Below are 17,431 nucleotides of genomic sequence, written 5' to 3'. Positions count from 1 at the left end.
GAGATGTAAAAATGAAGACACACACCTTTAAGCTTTCGCCGGCAGGGAAACTGGCGGCGGCGGTAACTATTATTTCAGTTTCTGTTGCCACCTGTTATGCCGCCGGTATTGTCGGAGCGGGCGATTCTGCACATAAACCTGATGTTAGCTCGGTAAATGGCACATCGGTAATTAATATCGTGGAACCGTCAGCCTCCGGCTTATCACATAACAAATTTCAGGATTTTAATGTTGGTGAAAAGGGGGCGGTACTGAATAACGCCACCAGTGCGGGTAACTCAATACTTGCCGGGCAGTTAGCCGCTAACCAAAATTTAAACGGTCAAGCGGCCAGCATTATTCTTAATGAAGTCATCAGCCGTAATCCTTCTCTATTATTGGGCCAACAAGAAATTTTTGGTATGACGGCGGATTATATTCTGGCCAACCCAAATGGCATTACCTGTAATGGCTGTGGTTTTATGAATACCAACCGCGAGTCACTGGTCGTCGGTAATCCCTTGATTGAACAAGGATCGCTGAAGGGTTTTGAAACTTTCAATAACAATAATTGGTTGATAATTCAAGATAAAGGGCTAACTGCTAATAAAATATTGGATCTGATCGCCCCCAGAATTGAGGTCACAGGTATGGTCACCTCAACGGAAGCCATTAATGCCTTATCAGGTAATAACCAGATTTCAACTGATGGGCAAATATTAGAGTCTCGCCAAGAAGATCATACAAATCGTCCAACCGGTTTGGGGGGATGGCTTAGCAGTTGGTATTCAAGTGAAAGTAAAGAATCTATTGATGGTAAATATCTTGGCAGTATGCAATCAGGCCGGATTAATTTAGTCAGCACTCGGGAAGGCAGTGGAGTAAAAATTGCCGGGAGTCTAAACGGTAGCGAAGCAATAAACGCCACTATCAAAGGAAAGCTGCAATTAGAAGCCGCCAAATTAGATGGCAATGACATTAACATCAACGCCAATAGCATCCAGGCATTCGGTAATCTTCATAAAAACGAAGACAATGGGGATATTACGCAGAGCTTGGAACGCACTCAGTTGAAAGGCAAAAATATTGCTCTTGTCGCTAATAAAAAGAATCAGCTTTCCGCAGTAAAAATAGACGCTGAAAATGTGACGTTGAGAGGGGGAGAATTGGTATTGGATGGGCAAAAAACCACACAAACTCAAACGAGCTATGAGAGTGAAGGTGGTGGGTGGTGGCTCTCTAAATGGAGTAAGGAGTTTAACACTAAGGATGAGCAGGAAGAGCAAATTGGTTCAACAATTACCGCATCAAACAATGCCATACTGCAAGCCACTGATGGCTCTGTAGACTTATCCGCGACTGACATCACGGCAGAAAAAAAACTGGCCATCGATGCCAAACACGACATACGTCTGGATGGGCTGGTTGAAAAAGAATCACAACGTGAATGGGGTACCCATACGACAGCAACCAATGATCGCGACTGGGATAACCGTACCGAAACCGAACATCTGAAAAAAACCAAATTAACATCTGAGGGGCAATTGGCGCTGAACGCAGGGGAGGACATCATATCAAAAGGAGCAGAAGTCCACGCCAAGGGGCAGTTGTTGGTGCAATCTGATCAAAAAGTCAATATCGGCGTACAGAAAACCGCCAATGGAAAAATAGTAAAAGATAACTCTACAGAATGGTTCGGCATCGGTGGTAAGGATAAAACCGATAATGATAAAAATCAGGAAATCAGCCACTCGTCCTCCTTTACCTCGGATGGGGAAATGTTGATCGCCGGTAATAAAGGCGTATCCATCAGCGGCAGTAAAGTTATCAGCCAAAAGGAGGGTTTTATACAAGCCCCTAATGGTGGATTGACTGTCGATAGTGTCATCAACACCACCACCGATAAAATTAATGAGCGCGTTGGCGTCGCATTCAACATTACGGGCAGCTCACATAAAGCGAATAACAGCACGCAGGAGTCCACTGGCAGCGAGTTAATTTCTGAAACCAATCTCAAGTTGGTCACAAAAGACGATATTAATGTTGTTGGTAGCCTGGTAAAAGCAGCTGATGAACTGAGAATTAAAACTGACGGTTCATTGAATATCACCACCGCTCAAGAGCAAGAAAAAATCGATGAGCAAAAAACCCAACTGACGATTGATGGCTTTACCAGTGATGACGGTAAAAATCAGTATCAGGCGGGGCTAAAACTGGAACACACCAGCGAGAGTGAAAAAACGGAGAAGGTGACAAATCACGGCTCTACCCTTGAGGGCGGTACCGTCAAACTGGAGGCAGATAAAGATGTGACATTCACCGGGTCACAACTCAACACCACTAAGGGAGATGCGGATATCACTGCTGAAAACGTCTCTTTTGTCGCTGCACAAGACACCACCACCAGCAATAAAGAAAAAGAGACCGTGGGTGTGAATGCTCACTATACCGGTGGGATGGATAAAGCGGGTAGCGGTGCGGGGGTTAATTATGAAGAGACGAAAACGGACAGCGAGAAATCAACTGCGGTGGTTTCCCAGACCGATATTAAAGGTAATCTGAATATTAACGCCGAGCAGGATATTACCAACCAAGGTACTGATCATAAAGTTGATGGCTCTTATAACGCAGATGCCACTAACGTTCACAATCTGGCCGCTGAAAATACCGAAGAAACCACGACTAACAGCACAACGGTTAAGGTTGGCGTCGGTGCCAATGTGGCTTATGACGGTATCACCCGCCCTGTTGAACAAGTGATTGAAAAAGGTAAAAAGCTGGATGTCGGGGGCGTTATTGAAAATGCAGGAGAGGTCTCGCCTGACTCAGCCAATGTCGGAATAGACCTCTCTGCTAAAGTCGATTTAAAGGAGAGCACACTCAGTAGCTCTCAATCCGTAGTAACGTCAATAAAAAGCGGCGATACCACGATCAATGCGTCTGGTGACATCGAAGATCAAGGAACGAAATACGAGGCCGATAAAGGCGCGATAAATCTAAATGCCACCAACCACACCTTTGAAGCTGCCGTTGACCGAGTTGAAAAGCGTGAGGAGACAGTCACCGCTGGCGTGGATGTGCGAGTTTATACCAACACCGGTAAGGATATTACGGTTGATGGTAAAGGTAAGGGAGCCAATAACAAGCAGGATATCAAAGGAGAAATCTCCCAGGTTGGCAGCATGGTCGCAGCAAATGGCATCAATATCACGGTAAAAGAAGATGCAACTTATACAGGGACTGATCTCGATGCTGGAAACGGAAAGATTGCAATTACGGCGGGTAAAGACATTCACTTTGAACAGGCAACCAACCACACCAGTGAAAGCCATAATAATATTGAGGCCAATGCCAAAGCAAACTTCGGCACTAAGGCAAACAGTAAAGAGTTTGGCGGCGGCTTGGGTGGCGGTCATAGTCAAGGCAGCGCCAGTACCGATATTGCACAAGTCAGCCATCTACAAGGTAAACAAGGCATCGAACTGAATGCTGGAAATGATTTAACACTGCAAGGTACTGAGTTTGGCACTAAAGACACGCCTACCGGTGATGTTCAACTCAACGCGGGTGGAAAAGTAGACTTCCAAGCGGCACAGTCACAAAGTTCTAAGCAAGATATGACCTGGTCTGCCAGCGTCAAGGCAGGAAAAAGCAAAAGTAACAGCACCAGTGAAAATGATGATGGTACAAAAACGCATACCAACAACAAAGGGTTCAGCGCAGGAGCAGAAGCCAAAGTTGCCAATACGGACGAATCGATCACTCGCCATCAGGGCGGTGCAATCAACAGTAATGGCGTTGTAACTATCAAAGCGGGTAGCGATGATAAACAAGCCATCCATCTGCAAAATACCAACATCACCAGCAAAGAGACCATTCTGAACGCGGATAATGGCGGTATCGTAATGGAATCGGCTCAGGATAAAGAGCACAAAAATAACTGGAACGTTAATGCCAACCTCAATGGTAGCCAGAAAAACTCCATTAAAAGCGATGATCAAGGTGTTGTGGATAAAGATAGCGCCAAGAAAATCCATAATGCGGGCATCAAACTCGGTGGCGGTGTTGATAAACTGGACTCAGTAACGCAACAAAATACCCATATCAACGGTGATAAGGTCACCCTGAACAGCGGTAAAAATACCGAATTGGCGGGTGCGGTGATCCAGGCTAACCAGATTAATGGGCAAATTGGTGGGGATCTAAACGTCATTAGTCGCGAAAATAGGCTCAATAAAGTCAATGTTTCTGCGGCACTTGGTGCCAGCCACAGTAATGCAAAACAAGACAGCTTGATCAGCCAGGTATCTGATATCAGCCCTATCGGTTCAGATAAAATCAAAAATAAACTGGAAGAAACGTCCACCAAGATCTTCGACAAAGTCGAAAATAAATTCAACACCTTAGGAAAATCAAAGGACGATAGCGTCCAGACCACCAGCTATACCAAAGACGGTCAAACGGTGAAGATCAGCGAATCCGATGAGAAGAAGGAAACCAAAGATAAATGGTGGCAGAAAGGGGCTAAATCTGTCGGTAATAAAATCAAAAGCGCTGTACAGGATGAACAAGTAGAAGGTGGCAATGGCAGCGTCAAAGTGAACGTAGAGGTTGTCGAGAGCCAAGGGGTTGAGGAGCAATCTGCTATCCGGGGTACACAGAATGTGGATCTGACCGTTAAGGGTAAAACTGAACTGGTTGGCGGGAAGATATCCAGTAAGAATTCGGATGTTAACCTAAAAACTAATGGGTTAGATACGCAGGATATCAACGGGAAACATACCGAAGGAGGCGCACGGTTGAACGCTTCTTCATCGGTTATGGGTATGATTAGCGATGGCGCTAAGGATGTAATGGATGGCAAGGCACCACTGGTCAGTGGGCATGGCAAATCTGAACAGAAAAATGCAACGGGTGGTGTCACCAGAGAATAATCAATAAATGACGTTGTAATAACAATAGCAAAGGGGATAACCCGATACGGGTTTATCCCCTCAGACTGCTGACAAACCCCGATGACTCAATCTTGAACGGTGAGGATAGGCAGAGGAGTAAAGCGTCCGCGCCAAGGATGGCGCGGCTCGAGCCTACATGGATGTATTTACGGCGTCTTTACGATCTGCCTGTTCTCTCCGTCGCGGGCACTTTGTCAATAACCTCAGGGGATAACCCGATACGGGTTTATCCCCTTCGTTGGCTCAACACTCTCACGCCTTTAAACGCCCATCAATCTGCGTCGTAACCCAGATTAGGGGCTAGCCAGCGTTCAACTTCAGCGATAGGCATCCCTTTACGAGCGGCATAATCCTCAACCTGATCACGCTGAATTTGTGCTACGGCAAAATATTTGCTGTCTGGGTGGCTAAAATACCAACCGGATACCGAAGCCCCCGGCCACATGGCGTAGGATTCGGTCAGTTTCATGCCAGTGTGAGTTTCAACATCCAACAACTGCCAGATTTGGCCTTTCTCGGTGTGTTCCGGACAAGCGGGATAGCCCGGTGCCGGGCGGATCCCCTGATAATTCTCACGCACCAACTCTTCGTTACTCAGATTTTCGTTCGGTGCAAAGCCCCAATACACTTTACGTACTCGCTCATGCAGATACTCGGCAAAGGCTTCGGCCAGACGGTCTGATAACGCCTTAATCATAATTTTATTGTAATCATCATGTTGCGCATCATAAGCATTAGCCAACGCGTCTTCTTCCAAGCCACCGGTCACCGCAAAAGCGCCAAAATAATCGGCTTTACCACTGGATTTAGGCGCGACATAATCAGCCAAACAGTAGTTCGGGAAATCGGTTTTTTCGGTCTGTTGACGTAAATGGTGGCTGATTGCCAGCACCTCATCCCGCCGCTCATCACGGTAAATTTCGATATCATCGCCGACGCTGTTAGCCGGGAACAGGCCAACCACGCCTTTCGGATGCAACAGCCCCTCAACTGACAGTTTATCCAACAGTTCATTGGCATCGGCTAACAGGCGCTTGGCTTCCTCGCCCACCACCTCATCTTCCAAAATGCGTGGATACTTGCCTGCCAACGACCAGGTCATAAAGAATGGCGTCCAATCGATGTAGTTGCGCAAGGTTTCAATGCTGGCTTCCACCGCCTGTACTCCTAATTTATGAGCTACTGGCGGGGTGTAGTTCTCCCAATCAATTACCGTCGGGTTATCCCGTGCAGCCTGCAAACTGACGGGTGGGGTGCGCGGTTTTTTACGAGCATGTTGGATACGCACGGTTTCATATTCTTTACGATTCTTGGCTATAAAATCATCGCGTTGAGTATCTGACAGCAAGGCGGATACCACGCCCACACTGCGCGAGGCGTTAGAGACATACGTGGTGGAACCGCTGTAATTTTGTTCAATCTTGACCGCAGTGTGAGCTTTGGATGTCGTTGCCCCGCCGATGAGCAACGGCAGGGTAAAGCCCTGGCGCTCCATCTCTTTGGCCACGTTAACCATCTCGTCCAGCGACGGGGTAATCAGGCCAGACAGGCCGATAATATCCACCTTCTCTTCCCGTGCAGTGCGCAGAATTTTTTCCGTCGGCACCATTACGCCCAGATCAATGATTTCATAGTTATTACACTGTAAGACCACACCCACAATGTTCTTGCCGATGTCATGCACATCACCTTTGACGGTCGCCAACAAGATTTTACCTGCAGTAGTACCCTTCTGCTTACTGGCTTCAATATAAGGTTCGAGGTAGGCCACCGCCTGTTTCATTACCCTGGCTGATTTTACAACCTGTGGCAGGAACATTTTTCCTTCACCAAACAAGTCACCAACCACGTTCATCCCGGACATTAACGGCCCTTCAATCACTTCAATTGGCCGATCTGCCTGCTGGCGCGCTTCTTCAGTATCCAGTTCAATAAATTCAGTAATGCCTTTTACCAGTGAATATTCCAGCCGTTTCACTACGGGCCAACCACGCCATTCTGCTTGCTGGATCGCGACCTCACCACTTTTACTGTCACGGTATTTTTCTGCTAAATCCAGCAGGCGCTCGGTGCTGTCATCACGGCGGTTGAGGATCACATCCTCGACTGCATCACGTAATTCATCAGACAGATCGTCATAAATCGCCAATTGGCCGGCGTTAACAATCCCCATATCCATGCCATTGCGAATAGCGTAATAGAGGAATACCGCATGGATGGCTTCACGTACCGGATCATTCCCTCGGAAGGAGAAGGAGACGTTGGAGACACCGCCTGAAATCAGCGCGTGAGGCAACTCGGCTTTGATATCGGCACAGGCTTCAATAAAATCGACGGCATAATTGTTATGCTCTTCAATCCCCGTCGCTACGGCAAAAATATTCGGATCGAAGATAATATCTTCCGGTGGGAAACCGACGGTTTCCGTCAATATTTTATACGCGCGGCGGCAAATCTCAATTTTACGTGCGCGGGTATCGGCTTGCCCGGTTTCATCAAAGGCCATGACCACCATGGCCGCACCATAACGACGTACCAGTTTGGCGTGATGAATAAAGGCATCAACGCCCTCTTTCATCGAAATGGAGTTCACGATGCCTTTGCCTTGAATGCATTTCAGGCCTTTTTCAATCACATCCCACCTTGAGGAGTCGATCATAATCGGCACCCTGGCAATATCAGGCTCCCCGGCGATCAGATTGAGGAAACGAACCATGGCCGCTTCGGCATCCAACATGCCTTCGTCCATGTTGATATCGATGATCTGTGCACCGCTTTCAACCTGTTGGCGGGCAACATCCAGTGCTTCGCCGTACTTCTCTTCTTTTATCAGCCGCTTAAAACGCGCCGACCCCGTGACGTTGGTCCGCTCACCGACGTTCACAAACAGGGTGTTAACATCGATAGTCAGTGGCTCCAGCCCCGCTAAACGGCAGGCAACCGGAATATCAGGCAACGGGCGTGGAGGCACCCCGGCGACGGCTTTAACCATCGCTGCAATATGCCGAGGAGTGGTGCCGCAGCAACCACCGACAATATTCAAAAATCCGGCACGTGCCCACTCGCCAATCTGCTCAGCCATCTCTTTGGCTTCCAGATCATATTCACCAAAAGCATTCGGCAAACCGGCATTCGGGTGCGCACTGACATAATATTCAGAGATACGCGATAACTCAGCGATATATTGGCGCAGTTCATCCGGCCCCAGCGCGCAGTTCAGGCCAAATGACAGCGGTTTGACATGGCGCAGCGAGTTATAAAAAGCTTCCGTAGTTTGGCCAGACAGCGTACGGCCAGAGGCATCGGTAATGGTGCCGGAAATCATCACCGGCAACAGCACGCCCATCGCCTCGAATTCGCTTTCAACCGCAAAGGTTGCGGCCTTCGCATTCAACGTATCGAAGACCGTTTCGATCATAATTAAATCAACACCACCTTCGATCAGCGCGCGGGTAGACTCCCGATAAGCCTCGACCAACTGATCAAAACTGACGTTACGAAACGCTGGGTCATTAACTTTAGGTGAAATGGAGGCAGTACGGTTGGTTGGCCCCAGAACCCCGGCAACATAACGTGGTTTTTCTGGTGTACGGGCACTCCATTCATCGGCACAGATACGGGCCAGACGGGCGGCTTCATAGTTAATTTCAGCCGACAGTGACGCCATCTGATAGTCCGCCATCGCAATGGAGGTAGAGTTAAATGTATTGGTTTCGAGAATGTCAGCACCAGCTTCAAGGTAGGCATTATGGATCGCCGTGATGACTTCTGGCTTGGATAGCACCAATAGGTCATTGTTACCTTTTAGGTCACTTGCCCAGTCAGCAAAGCGTGCGCCTCGGTAATCTGCTTCTTCTAATCGGTAGCTCTGGATCATGGTACCCATACCACCATCCAGTACCAAAATGCGTTGCGCCAACTGCTGGTGCAATTCCTTGACCTTATTATTGATTACTGTATCCACCACATTCGCCTCTTCACCCTGTTGCCTGCCGTGTCCGGACGACACGCTGCAAAACTAATCTGTCATCCTAGCACAAGTTGCAAACGTAATGAGTCCGCTCACAGTTGAGACTTTTTCAGGTAGAAAAACCGACTCATCGGATGAGTATTTTTAGCGGTTTACATGCATAATTGAAAAACGAAAATGAATTCCATAAAAATATTTGAGGGGCTGATTTATGGCGTTACCGATTCCGATTAAACGGGGAAAGAAACTCAAGGCAGCCACACAGAATACACCTGCAGCAACGGGCCAAGTTCAATCATTGACTCGCGGACTTAAATTACTGGAATACATTTCCGAATCTGATGGTAATGTCGCACTGACTGATTTAGCACAACAGGCGGGATTACCCAACTCGACCACCCACCGTTTACTCACGACCATGCAACAGCAGGGTTTTGTTCGTCAGGTCGGCGATTTAGGGCTATGGACCATGGGGGCTCACGCCTTTATTGTCGGGAGCAGTTTCCTGCAAAGCCGTAATTTACTGGCAATGGTCCACCCAATGTTACGCCGTTTAATGGATGAATCTGGCGAAACCGTCAATCTGGCGGTACTCGATCACAGTGATTATCAGGCAATAATTATCGATCAAGTGCAATGTACTGCTCTGATGCGCATGTCCGCACCGATTGGAGGCAAGCTACCCATGCATGCCTCCGGGGCAGGCAAAGCCTTTCTCTCTACACTGCCGGACAATCAACTGGTTCAGTTGTTACATAAAAAAGGGCTGCACGCTTACACCCAGCATACCCGTACCAATCCAACCAGCCTGAAAGAGAATCTGGCACTGATCCGTAAGCAAGGCTATTCATTTGATGATGAAGAGCACGCCCTTGGCCTACGTTGTATCGCCGCCTGCCTGTTTGATGAGCACCACGAAGCCTTCGCCGCGATTTCTATCTCCGGCCCGATATCACGGATCACCGACGATCGTGTCACCGAGCTGGGTGCACTGGTCATCCACGCAGCGAAAGAGATCACCCAATCTTACGGTGGGGGAGTCGGGGTTAAATAATAGAATGAAAAATAAAGGAAAAATTTGTCGTTCGGCGAGAACAGGCCGATCGTAAAGACGCGATAAATAGAGGCGTAGCGAGCTACGTTAATCTGAGTACGTTCAGCGCACAGTCGCCGTTAATTTAAAGCCCGCTGGGAAAAGCGTTGCTTTCGTCTATAAGCAAAAACATCCTCCACATGCCCATCCCGGATACGCTGCTGCAAGCCGCGCCAATAACTGGCCTGGAACAGATCGCCGTGCATCTCCTCAAAAAAGTGCCTGACTTTCCGGTCACTGCATAAGAAATGGCGAAACTCTTCGGGAAAAACATCATTAGGAGACACGCTGTACCACGGCTCACTGGCCATCTCATCTTCGGGATAACGCGGTGGGGGAATATCGCGGAAATTAACCTCGGTCATATAACAAATTTCATCATAATCGTAGAACACCACCCGCCCATGGCGCGTCACACCGAAGTTCTTAAATAACATATCACCGGGGAAAATATTGGCCGCAGCCAGTTGTTTAATGGCGTTACCATATTCCTCAATAGCATCCTTCAACTGCTGATCATCTGCCTGCTCCATATAGAGATTTAACGGGGTCATCCTTCGCTCCATATACAGGTGCTTAATGACGATCTTGTCACCTAAATCCTCCAGTTTTTCGGGTACTTCATGTTGCAACTCCGCCAGCAGTTCTGGGCTGATACGGTGCTTATCAATCACAAAATTTTCATACTCTTGGGTATCCGCCATGCGCCCTACCCGGTCATGTTCTTTAACTAATTGATAGCATTCTAAAACTCGTGCTTGAGTGACCTCTTTTTGTGGTGCAAATTGGTCTTTAATCACCTTAAATACCCGATCAAATGACGGTAAGGTAAAGACCAACATCACCATGCCTTTCACCCCAGGTGCAATAATAAACTGTTCACTGGATTGATGAATAAAAGCCAAATACTCGCGATAACTCTCTGTTTTACCGTGTTTCTGACAGCCAATCGCCGTATACAGCTCAGCGGTAGATTTACCTGGTAATATTTCCCGTAACCATTCCACCATTGCAGCCGGCAGCGGCACATAGACCATAAAATAAGAACGAGCGAAGCCGAACACGATACTGGCCTCCGCTTTGCTGGTCAGACAGGTATCAATAAATAGCTCACCAGACTCATTGTGATGAATAGGTAACAAGAAAGGATAGATGTCACCGTTCAGCCTCAATTTACCCACCAACCAAGCGGCCTTATTGCGGTAAAACAACTCATTCGCTATTTGAAAATGCGCACTGGCTAGCTGCTCATCGGTAAAGGCTTGCCGTATGGCCATCACGATATAATCAATGTCTCGCGACAAATTTTCCCAAGGTAAGCGCAGTGATAAATCATTAAGCACCATCTGCAACATACCACTGAGATCCCCTTTAGGGATGAAATCGCGGGCCAGAGGCCGTGGGATCTCACGGAAGCGCCGCTCAGGCTGAGAGCTAAAAACAAACAACTTATCGGGCGTTAAATCGCGGTGTTTAAATAAACGGCAATAAACCGAATTAAAAAAGCTTTCGGCGATTTCGAAGCGCGGATAATCCGGTAGCAGCCCAGTATAAATTTCTTTCACCCGCGCCAAAAATTCCACATCAAAATGGCGTTGATCCGTAATGTATTTCAGTTGTTCAACAACTAAACCCACATGATGATCATAAAGGTGAATACGCTTTTTCATCGCCTGCTGTACCGCATGCCAATCGGCCTGCTCAAAACGGTGTTGAGCACCGGCAGTGACCTCCAGAAAACGGCCATATTGCGCATCAAATCCCTGCAAAATGGTCTGAGCGATAAGTTGTTCTAGCTTTGCCACCATGCTGCCCCCTACCGTACAAAACGGAGCCTACATAAGCAGGCTAAGGTTATTGACAAAGTGCCCGTAGCGGAGTGAATAAGCAGTAAGTAAAGACGCCGTTAATACATCCATGTAGGCTCGGGCCGCCATATATGGACGCTCCTTCTCCTGAGTTTTGACACTCACATTTAGGCACTTTGATGCCGTCAAAGTTGGAGCGTCCATTTCATTATCCGTGGCGCGGACGCTTTACTCTTCTGCCTACTTCACCGCTCAAGATCGAGTCATCGGGGTTTGTCAGCAGTCTCCTGATAAGACTACACTCACTCGATCGTGGCTAAAACTGCTGCTCTTCCGTCGAACCGGTCAGTGCCGTTACAGATGATGTGCCCCCCTGAATAATATTGGTGACTTTATCGAAGTAGCCAGTCCCCACTTCTTGCTGATGGGAAGCAAAGGTGTAGCCGCGTTCCACAGAGGCAAACTCGGGTTGCTGTACTTTCTCAACGTAATGTTTCATGCCTTCGCCCTGCGCATACGCATGGGCCAGATCGAACATATTGAACCACATGCTGTGAATACCCGCCAACGTAATAAACTGGTATTTGTAGCCCATAGCGGAGAGTTCATCCTGGAAGCTGGCAATTTGCTGGTCGGTCAGATTCTTCTTCCAGTTAAAGGAGGGTGAACAGTTATAAGCCAATAACTTGCCTGGGAATTGAGCATGAACAGCATCAGCAAAACGTTTGGCCAGTGCCAAATCTGGTGTCGAGGTTTCACACCACACCAAATCAGCATAAGGGGCATATGCCAGACCACGGCTGATCGCTTGTTCGATACCGGCACGGGTGCGGAAAAAGCCCTCAGCAGTGCGGTCGCCGGTAATAAACTCCCGGTCATAGGGATCGCAATCTGAGGTCAACAAATCAGCCGCATCAGCATCAGTCCTGGCAATCAACAGCGTTGGTACGCCCAATACATCTGCGGCTAAACGGGCAGCAACCAGTTTTTGAATCGCCTCTTGTGTCGGCACCAGCACCTTACCGCCCATATGCCCACATTTTTTCACTGCGGCCAATTGGTCTTCAAAGTGAACCCCTGCGGCACCCGCTTCAATCATCGCTTTCATTAACTCAAAAGCGTTCAGCACACCGCCAAAACCCGCTTCCGCATCCGCAACGATCGGTAGGAAATAGTCAGTATAGCCTTTACTGCCTGGCTCAATATTATTCGACCACTGAATTTGATCAGCGCGACGGAAGCTATTATTGATGCGTTTCACCACCGCAGGCACAGAATCGACCGGATACAGTGACTGATCTGGATACATGCTAGATGCCGTATTAGCATCAGCCGCCACCTGCCATCCCGACAGATAAATGGCTTCAACACCGGCTTTCGCCTGCTGTAGCGCCTGACCACCGGTTAATGCCCCAAGACAGTTGATATACCCTTTACGCGATCCGCCGTGCAGCAACTCCCACAGTTTTTTGGCACCATTTTGTGCGAATGTACACTCTGGATTGACCGAACCACGCAACTTGATAACATCTTCTGCGCTATAAGGCCGCGTGATATCTTTCCAACGCGGCGATGTCCATTCCTGTTCCAACTGCTGAATTTGTTGAGTACGAGAGATCGTCATGGAGATGTTCCTTATAATTCAATTTTGTAGGGTTCAATAGGATGGCTCAGGCAAGCAATGCATAGCCCGGCAACGTCAGGAAGTCGATAAGCTCGTCTTGTGTTGTAATACGCTCCATCAAACGTGCAGCTTCTTCAAACCGCCCGCAATCAAAACGCTCTGCGCCAAGCTCAAGCTTCACAACCTGCATTTCTTCACTCAACATGCTACGGAACAGCTCTTTAGTCACCGTCTGGCCATTACTGAGGCTTTTCTGATGATGTATCCACTGCCAGATAGAAGTGCGGGAAATCTCTGCAGTAGCCGCATCCTCCATCAAGCCATAAATCGGCACACAACCATTACCTGATATCCATGCTTCAATGTATTGCACCGCGACTCTGATATTGGCCCGCATCCCTGCTTCAGTGCGTTCGCCAGAACAAGGTTCCAGCAACTCAGCAGCGGTGATAGGTTTATCCTGTTCTCGACTAACCTCTAATTGATTAGGCCGAGAACCTAATACTTTGTTAAAAACATCCATCACCGTATCTGCCAAGCCCGGATGTGCCACCCAAGTTCCATCGTGACCGTTACTGGCTTCTAACTCTTTGTCGGCACGAACTTTATCCAACACCAACTTATTCTTTTCTGCGTCTTTATCCGGGATGAATGCTGCCATTCCCCCCATCGCCAGAGCGCCACGTTTATGGCATGTCTTGATCAATAAACGGGAATAGGCGCTGAGAAACGGTTTATTCATCGTGACTGACTGGCGATCCGGTAACACGCGATCACTGTGATTTTTCAATGTCTTTATATAGCTGAAGATATAGTCCCAGCGCCCACAATTCAGGCCAACAATGTGGTGGCGCAGGTGGTAGAGAATTTCATCCATTTGGAATACGGCGGGTAACGTCTCAATTAATACCGTAGCCTTAATGGTGCCTTGCGGTAGACCAAAGCGCTGCTCGGTAAAACTGAACACATCGCTCCACCAAGCCGCTTCCTGGTATGACTGCATCTTCGGCAAATAGAAATAAGGGCCGCTGCCCTTCGCCAGCAGTTGCTGATAGTTATGGTAGAAATACAAAGCGAAATCGAATAAACCACCAGAGATCGCCTCGTCCTGCCATTTAACATGTTTTTCCGGTAAGTGCAGGCCACGAACGCGTGCAATCAATACCGCGGGATTAGATTTTAACTGATAGACCTTGCCCGATTCATTCGTATAGGAAATTGTCCCTTTCACCGCATCGTGCAGATTAATTTGACCATCAATCACTTTATCCCAACAGGGTGCCAGCGAATCTTCAAAATCCGCCATAAAAACTTTTACGTTGGCATTAAGCGCATTGATCACCATTTTCCGTTCTACTGGCCCGGTGATCTCAACTCTACGATCGCGTAAATCAGCAGGAATACCTTGGATTTTCCAATTACCATCACGAATGGAATTCGTTTCCGAAATAAAATCGGGTAACGCCCCCTGATCGATGGTTTGCTGCCAAGATGCCCTTGTGGCAAGGAGTTTGTTACGCGATTCGCTAAATTTCACCACCAATTCGGTTAGAAACTCGATAGCTTTATCCGGTAAAACCTGCCGCTCAGCAGCATTAAAAGGCTGGGTGAAAACTAACTCCGTGCCAGCTAACTGTTGTCTCATTGCTATTCCCCTTCCCAATGTAACTACTGCCACCTCAACGCTGACCTCGCGTCACTCTTGGATTATCATCAGGTAACGTGTCCCTGCCAGTAAAAAAGGCAGAGTTTTATGGTTATTTTTCACCCGACAGAAATAAGAATAATCAATTAATTAATAAAATCAAAAACGATTTCCATTTTTATGGAAAATATTTTTTTAATCTTTATTTATCATGCAGTTAACATTTTGGTGAAATTAGCAATGATAGGAATCAGGTTCCATTTCTGATTTATAAGGGCTATAACTCATTGTTTAAAAAAGAGATCGGACCAGATTTAGGAAGGAAAAAAGGTAATGAGAAGGGAAGAAAATAATAGGCGGCCTCGATTCAGCCGCCATAATTAGCATCTACGCTATGATGAAAATCTAGAAGGGACAAAAATCAATCAAGGGTAGGATTCATATGTCGCAAATCAAATGGCGTAATTTGGTAAACGTAATAGTTGAGCCAATTGGCAAACAGCAGATGCCCATGACTGCGCCATGATGCTTTTGGTCGTAACGATGTATCGTCAGAAGGGAAATAATTAAGAGGGATTTGTGGGTTAAGACCTGCAGCCAGATCACGCTGATATTCACCCGCTAGCGTATCGACATCATACTCAGGATGACCGGTGACAAAAGCCACCCGCTTATCTTTACTGGCAAACAGATAAGCGCCAGCCTCTTCTGATGACACTAAGATATCCAAGTCAGTATATTGTTGAAGGACTTCAACGGGAAAATCAGCATAGCGGGAATGAGGAGCCAGGAATGTTTCATCAAAACCACGTGTCAATAATGCCAGCGGTTCGAGTGTCTGATGCTGATAGATACCAGAAAGTTTGACCTCGCGCGTCATCTTCGGGATGCCATACAAGATATTTAACGCAGCCTGCACCGCCCAACATACAAATAGAGTTGATGTCACATGCTCTTTTGCCCAAGCAATAATGCGTTCAATTTGTGGCCAATAAGCCACATCACAGAAATCGACTAAACCCAGAGGAGCGCCGGTTACGATCAAGCCATCAAAGTTCTGGTCCTGAATATCTTCAAAATCGCAATAGAAGTTATTCAGATGCTCCGTAGGCGTATTTTTAGACTCACGGCTATCTACCCTGAGCAATTGAATATCGACCTGAAGTGGTGAGTTAGAGAGTAAACGCAGGAATTGATTTTCCGTCTCAATTTTTTTAGGCATTAGATTTAAAATCAATACCTTCAGGGGACGAATTTCCTGAGTTTTAGCACGCGATGAAGCCATCACAAAAACATTCTCATTGCGCAAGAAACTCACCGCAGGTAATTCATCAGGAACCCGAATTGGCATGCCTACATCCTCAATATATCCATTTATACGTTTAGACTTCTAGATGCCTGAAGATAGCGGATCCTAGATGAAAAGTCGAGCGAACTGTAACAACCTGAAAATGTTTCATCGCGGCGGTGAGTTCATTACAGTGAGTTTATATAAGACGAAATAGGGGGAGCACTAGAGAATGGTTTCAAATTACTTATCGTATATAACGTTGTTTATCGCATATATTGTTTGGGTAAAACTATCAACTTCAGGATACCCATTAGTGTCAACACCAGCATAGTATGTCTGTTAACAGCTTAAATTTTAAACTCATCAGTGACATTTTTTATCGGAATCATATTGCCCATTTGGCGGCAATTGTGTGGCAACAAAGTATCTGTGAGAAGCGGGACGATTCACTACTAACAAAATCAAATGAAGGGAAAACGTGCTGTTGGGGCAGTAGTGCCGTAAGCCACCGAAGTGCCTCTGGCTCTGGCTCTGGATGCAGTAATCCCTTCGTTCAGCGAACGATAAAACAGGTTTGTTATCAATGGTGATAATAGGTAGATCGTAAATACGCCATACTTTCTACATAAAAAGAGCGTTGATGGAGACTGGAGTTGCGCTATATATGAACGCTTTACTCCTCTCGACCTATTCTCATCGCTTCACCACTCAAGAGCGAGTCACTAGAGTTTTGTTAAAACTATTTAAGGAAGGATTACAAAAACAAAAAAGGCCACCCTAATGGATGGCCTTTCTGTTTATTTGATACCTGGCAGTGTCCTACTCTCGCATGGGGAGACCCCACACTACCATCGGCGCTACGGCGTTTCACTTCTGAGTTCGGCATGGAGTCAGGTGGGACCACCGCGCTATTGCCGCCAGGTAAATTCTTTTCAACTACTGCCGAATTTAATCCATATAACTGGTGCTGATACCCAGAGTCGAACTGGGGACCTCACCCTTACCAAGGGTGCGCTCTACCAACTGAGCCATATCAGCACAACTAAATTTGATGCCTGGCAGTGTC

7 protein-coding genes, 1 tRNA gene, 1 rRNA gene and 1 pseudogene are annotated in these 17,431 nt (G+C 47.2%); 3 read left to right on the top strand and 7 right to left on the bottom strand.

Features of this window, described 5'->3' with window-relative positions:
* Positions 1 to 11: 11 nt before the first annotated feature.
* Together AC971_RS18345 and AC971_RS25310 are read left to right on the top strand one after the other, a co-directional pair.
* Complete coding sequence (locus tag AC971_RS18345) at positions 12 to 4,913, top strand: hemagglutinin repeat-containing protein (RefSeq protein WP_025381712.1); 4,902 nt, start codon at positions 12 to 14, stop codon at positions 4,911 to 4,913.
* 157 nt (positions 4,914 to 5,070) lie between these two features.
* Positions 5,071 to 5,139: pseudogene (locus tag AC971_RS25310) on the top strand (gluconate 5-dehydrogenase); the annotation flags it as partial.
* Between the two features lie 66 nt (positions 5,140 to 5,205).
* Here AC971_RS25310 and metH read toward each other — a convergent pair.
* Positions 5,206 to 8,901, bottom strand: a complete 3,696-nt coding sequence (metH, locus tag AC971_RS18340) for a methionine synthase (RefSeq protein WP_025381713.1) — start codon at positions 8,899 to 8,901, stop codon at positions 5,206 to 5,208.
* 214 nt (positions 8,902 to 9,115) lie between these two features.
* On the opposite strand from metH, the gene iclR reads away from it, so the two are divergent.
* On the top strand, positions 9,116 to 9,958 hold the full coding sequence (gene iclR, locus AC971_RS18335; RefSeq protein ID WP_025381714.1) for a glyoxylate bypass operon transcriptional repressor IclR: 843 nt from the start codon (positions 9,116 to 9,118) through the stop codon (positions 9,956 to 9,958).
* A 119-nt stretch (positions 9,959 to 10,077) separates the two neighbouring features.
* On the opposite strand, the gene aceK is transcribed toward iclR, so the two are convergent.
* The 6 genes from aceK to AC971_RS18305 form a co-directional block, all read right to left on the bottom strand.
* Complete coding sequence (gene aceK, locus AC971_RS18330; protein WP_011193210.1) at positions 10,078 to 11,805, bottom strand: bifunctional isocitrate dehydrogenase kinase/phosphatase; 1,728 nt, start codon at positions 11,803 to 11,805, stop codon at positions 10,078 to 10,080.
* 316 nt (positions 11,806 to 12,121) lie between these two features.
* Positions 12,122 to 13,429, bottom strand: coding sequence for an isocitrate lyase (gene aceA, locus AC971_RS18325; protein WP_025381715.1), 1,308 nt, complete (start codon positions 13,427 to 13,429; stop codon positions 12,122 to 12,124).
* A 46-nt stretch (positions 13,430 to 13,475) separates the two neighbouring features.
* A complete protein-coding gene (gene aceB / locus AC971_RS18320) occupies positions 13,476 to 15,074 on the bottom strand; it encodes a malate synthase A (RefSeq protein WP_025381716.1) in 1,599 nt (532 codons plus the stop codon).
* Between the two features lie 421 nt (positions 15,075 to 15,495).
* The gene (gene metA, locus AC971_RS18315) at positions 15,496 to 16,425 is read right to left on the bottom strand and encodes a homoserine O-acetyltransferase MetA (RefSeq protein ID WP_025381717.1); all 930 of its coding nucleotides are present in this window, start codon (positions 16,423 to 16,425) and stop codon (positions 15,496 to 15,498) included.
* Between the two features lie 746 nt (positions 16,426 to 17,171).
* Positions 17,172 to 17,287, bottom strand: a 5S ribosomal RNA gene (gene rrf, locus AC971_RS18310).
* A 40-nt stretch (positions 17,288 to 17,327) separates the two neighbouring features.
* Positions 17,328 to 17,403: transfer RNA gene (locus AC971_RS18305), tRNA-Thr, on the bottom strand.
* Between the last annotated feature and the right edge of the window lie 28 nt (positions 17,404 to 17,431).

Source organism: Yersinia similis (assembly GCF_001053095.1).
Classification (GTDB): Bacteria; Pseudomonadota; Gammaproteobacteria; order Enterobacterales; family Enterobacteriaceae; genus Yersinia; species Yersinia similis.
This window is presented reverse-complemented; position numbering and strand designations above follow the sequence as displayed.

Excerpts from the sequence above, each read along its gene's own strand:
- AC971_RS18345 (WP_025381712.1), top strand. The coding sequence starts at position 12 with ATGAAGACACACACCTTTAAGCTTTCGCCGGCAGGGAAACTGGCGGCG.
- iclR (WP_025381714.1), top strand. The coding sequence starts at position 9,116 with ATGGCGTTACCGATTCCGATTAAACGGGGAAAGAAACTCAAGGCAGCC.
- aceK (WP_011193210.1), bottom strand. The coding sequence starts at position 11,805 with ATGGTGGCAAAGCTAGAACAACTTATCGCTCAGACCATTTTGCAGGGA.
- aceA (WP_025381715.1), bottom strand. The coding sequence starts at position 13,429 with ATGACGATCTCTCGTACTCAACAAATTCAGCAGTTGGAACAGGAATGG.
- aceB (WP_025381716.1), bottom strand. The coding sequence starts at position 15,074 with ATGAGACAACAGTTAGCTGGCACGGAGTTAGTTTTCACCCAGCCTTTT.
- metA (WP_025381717.1), bottom strand. The coding sequence starts at position 16,425 with ATGCCAATTCGGGTTCCTGATGAATTACCTGCGGTGAGTTTCTTGCGC.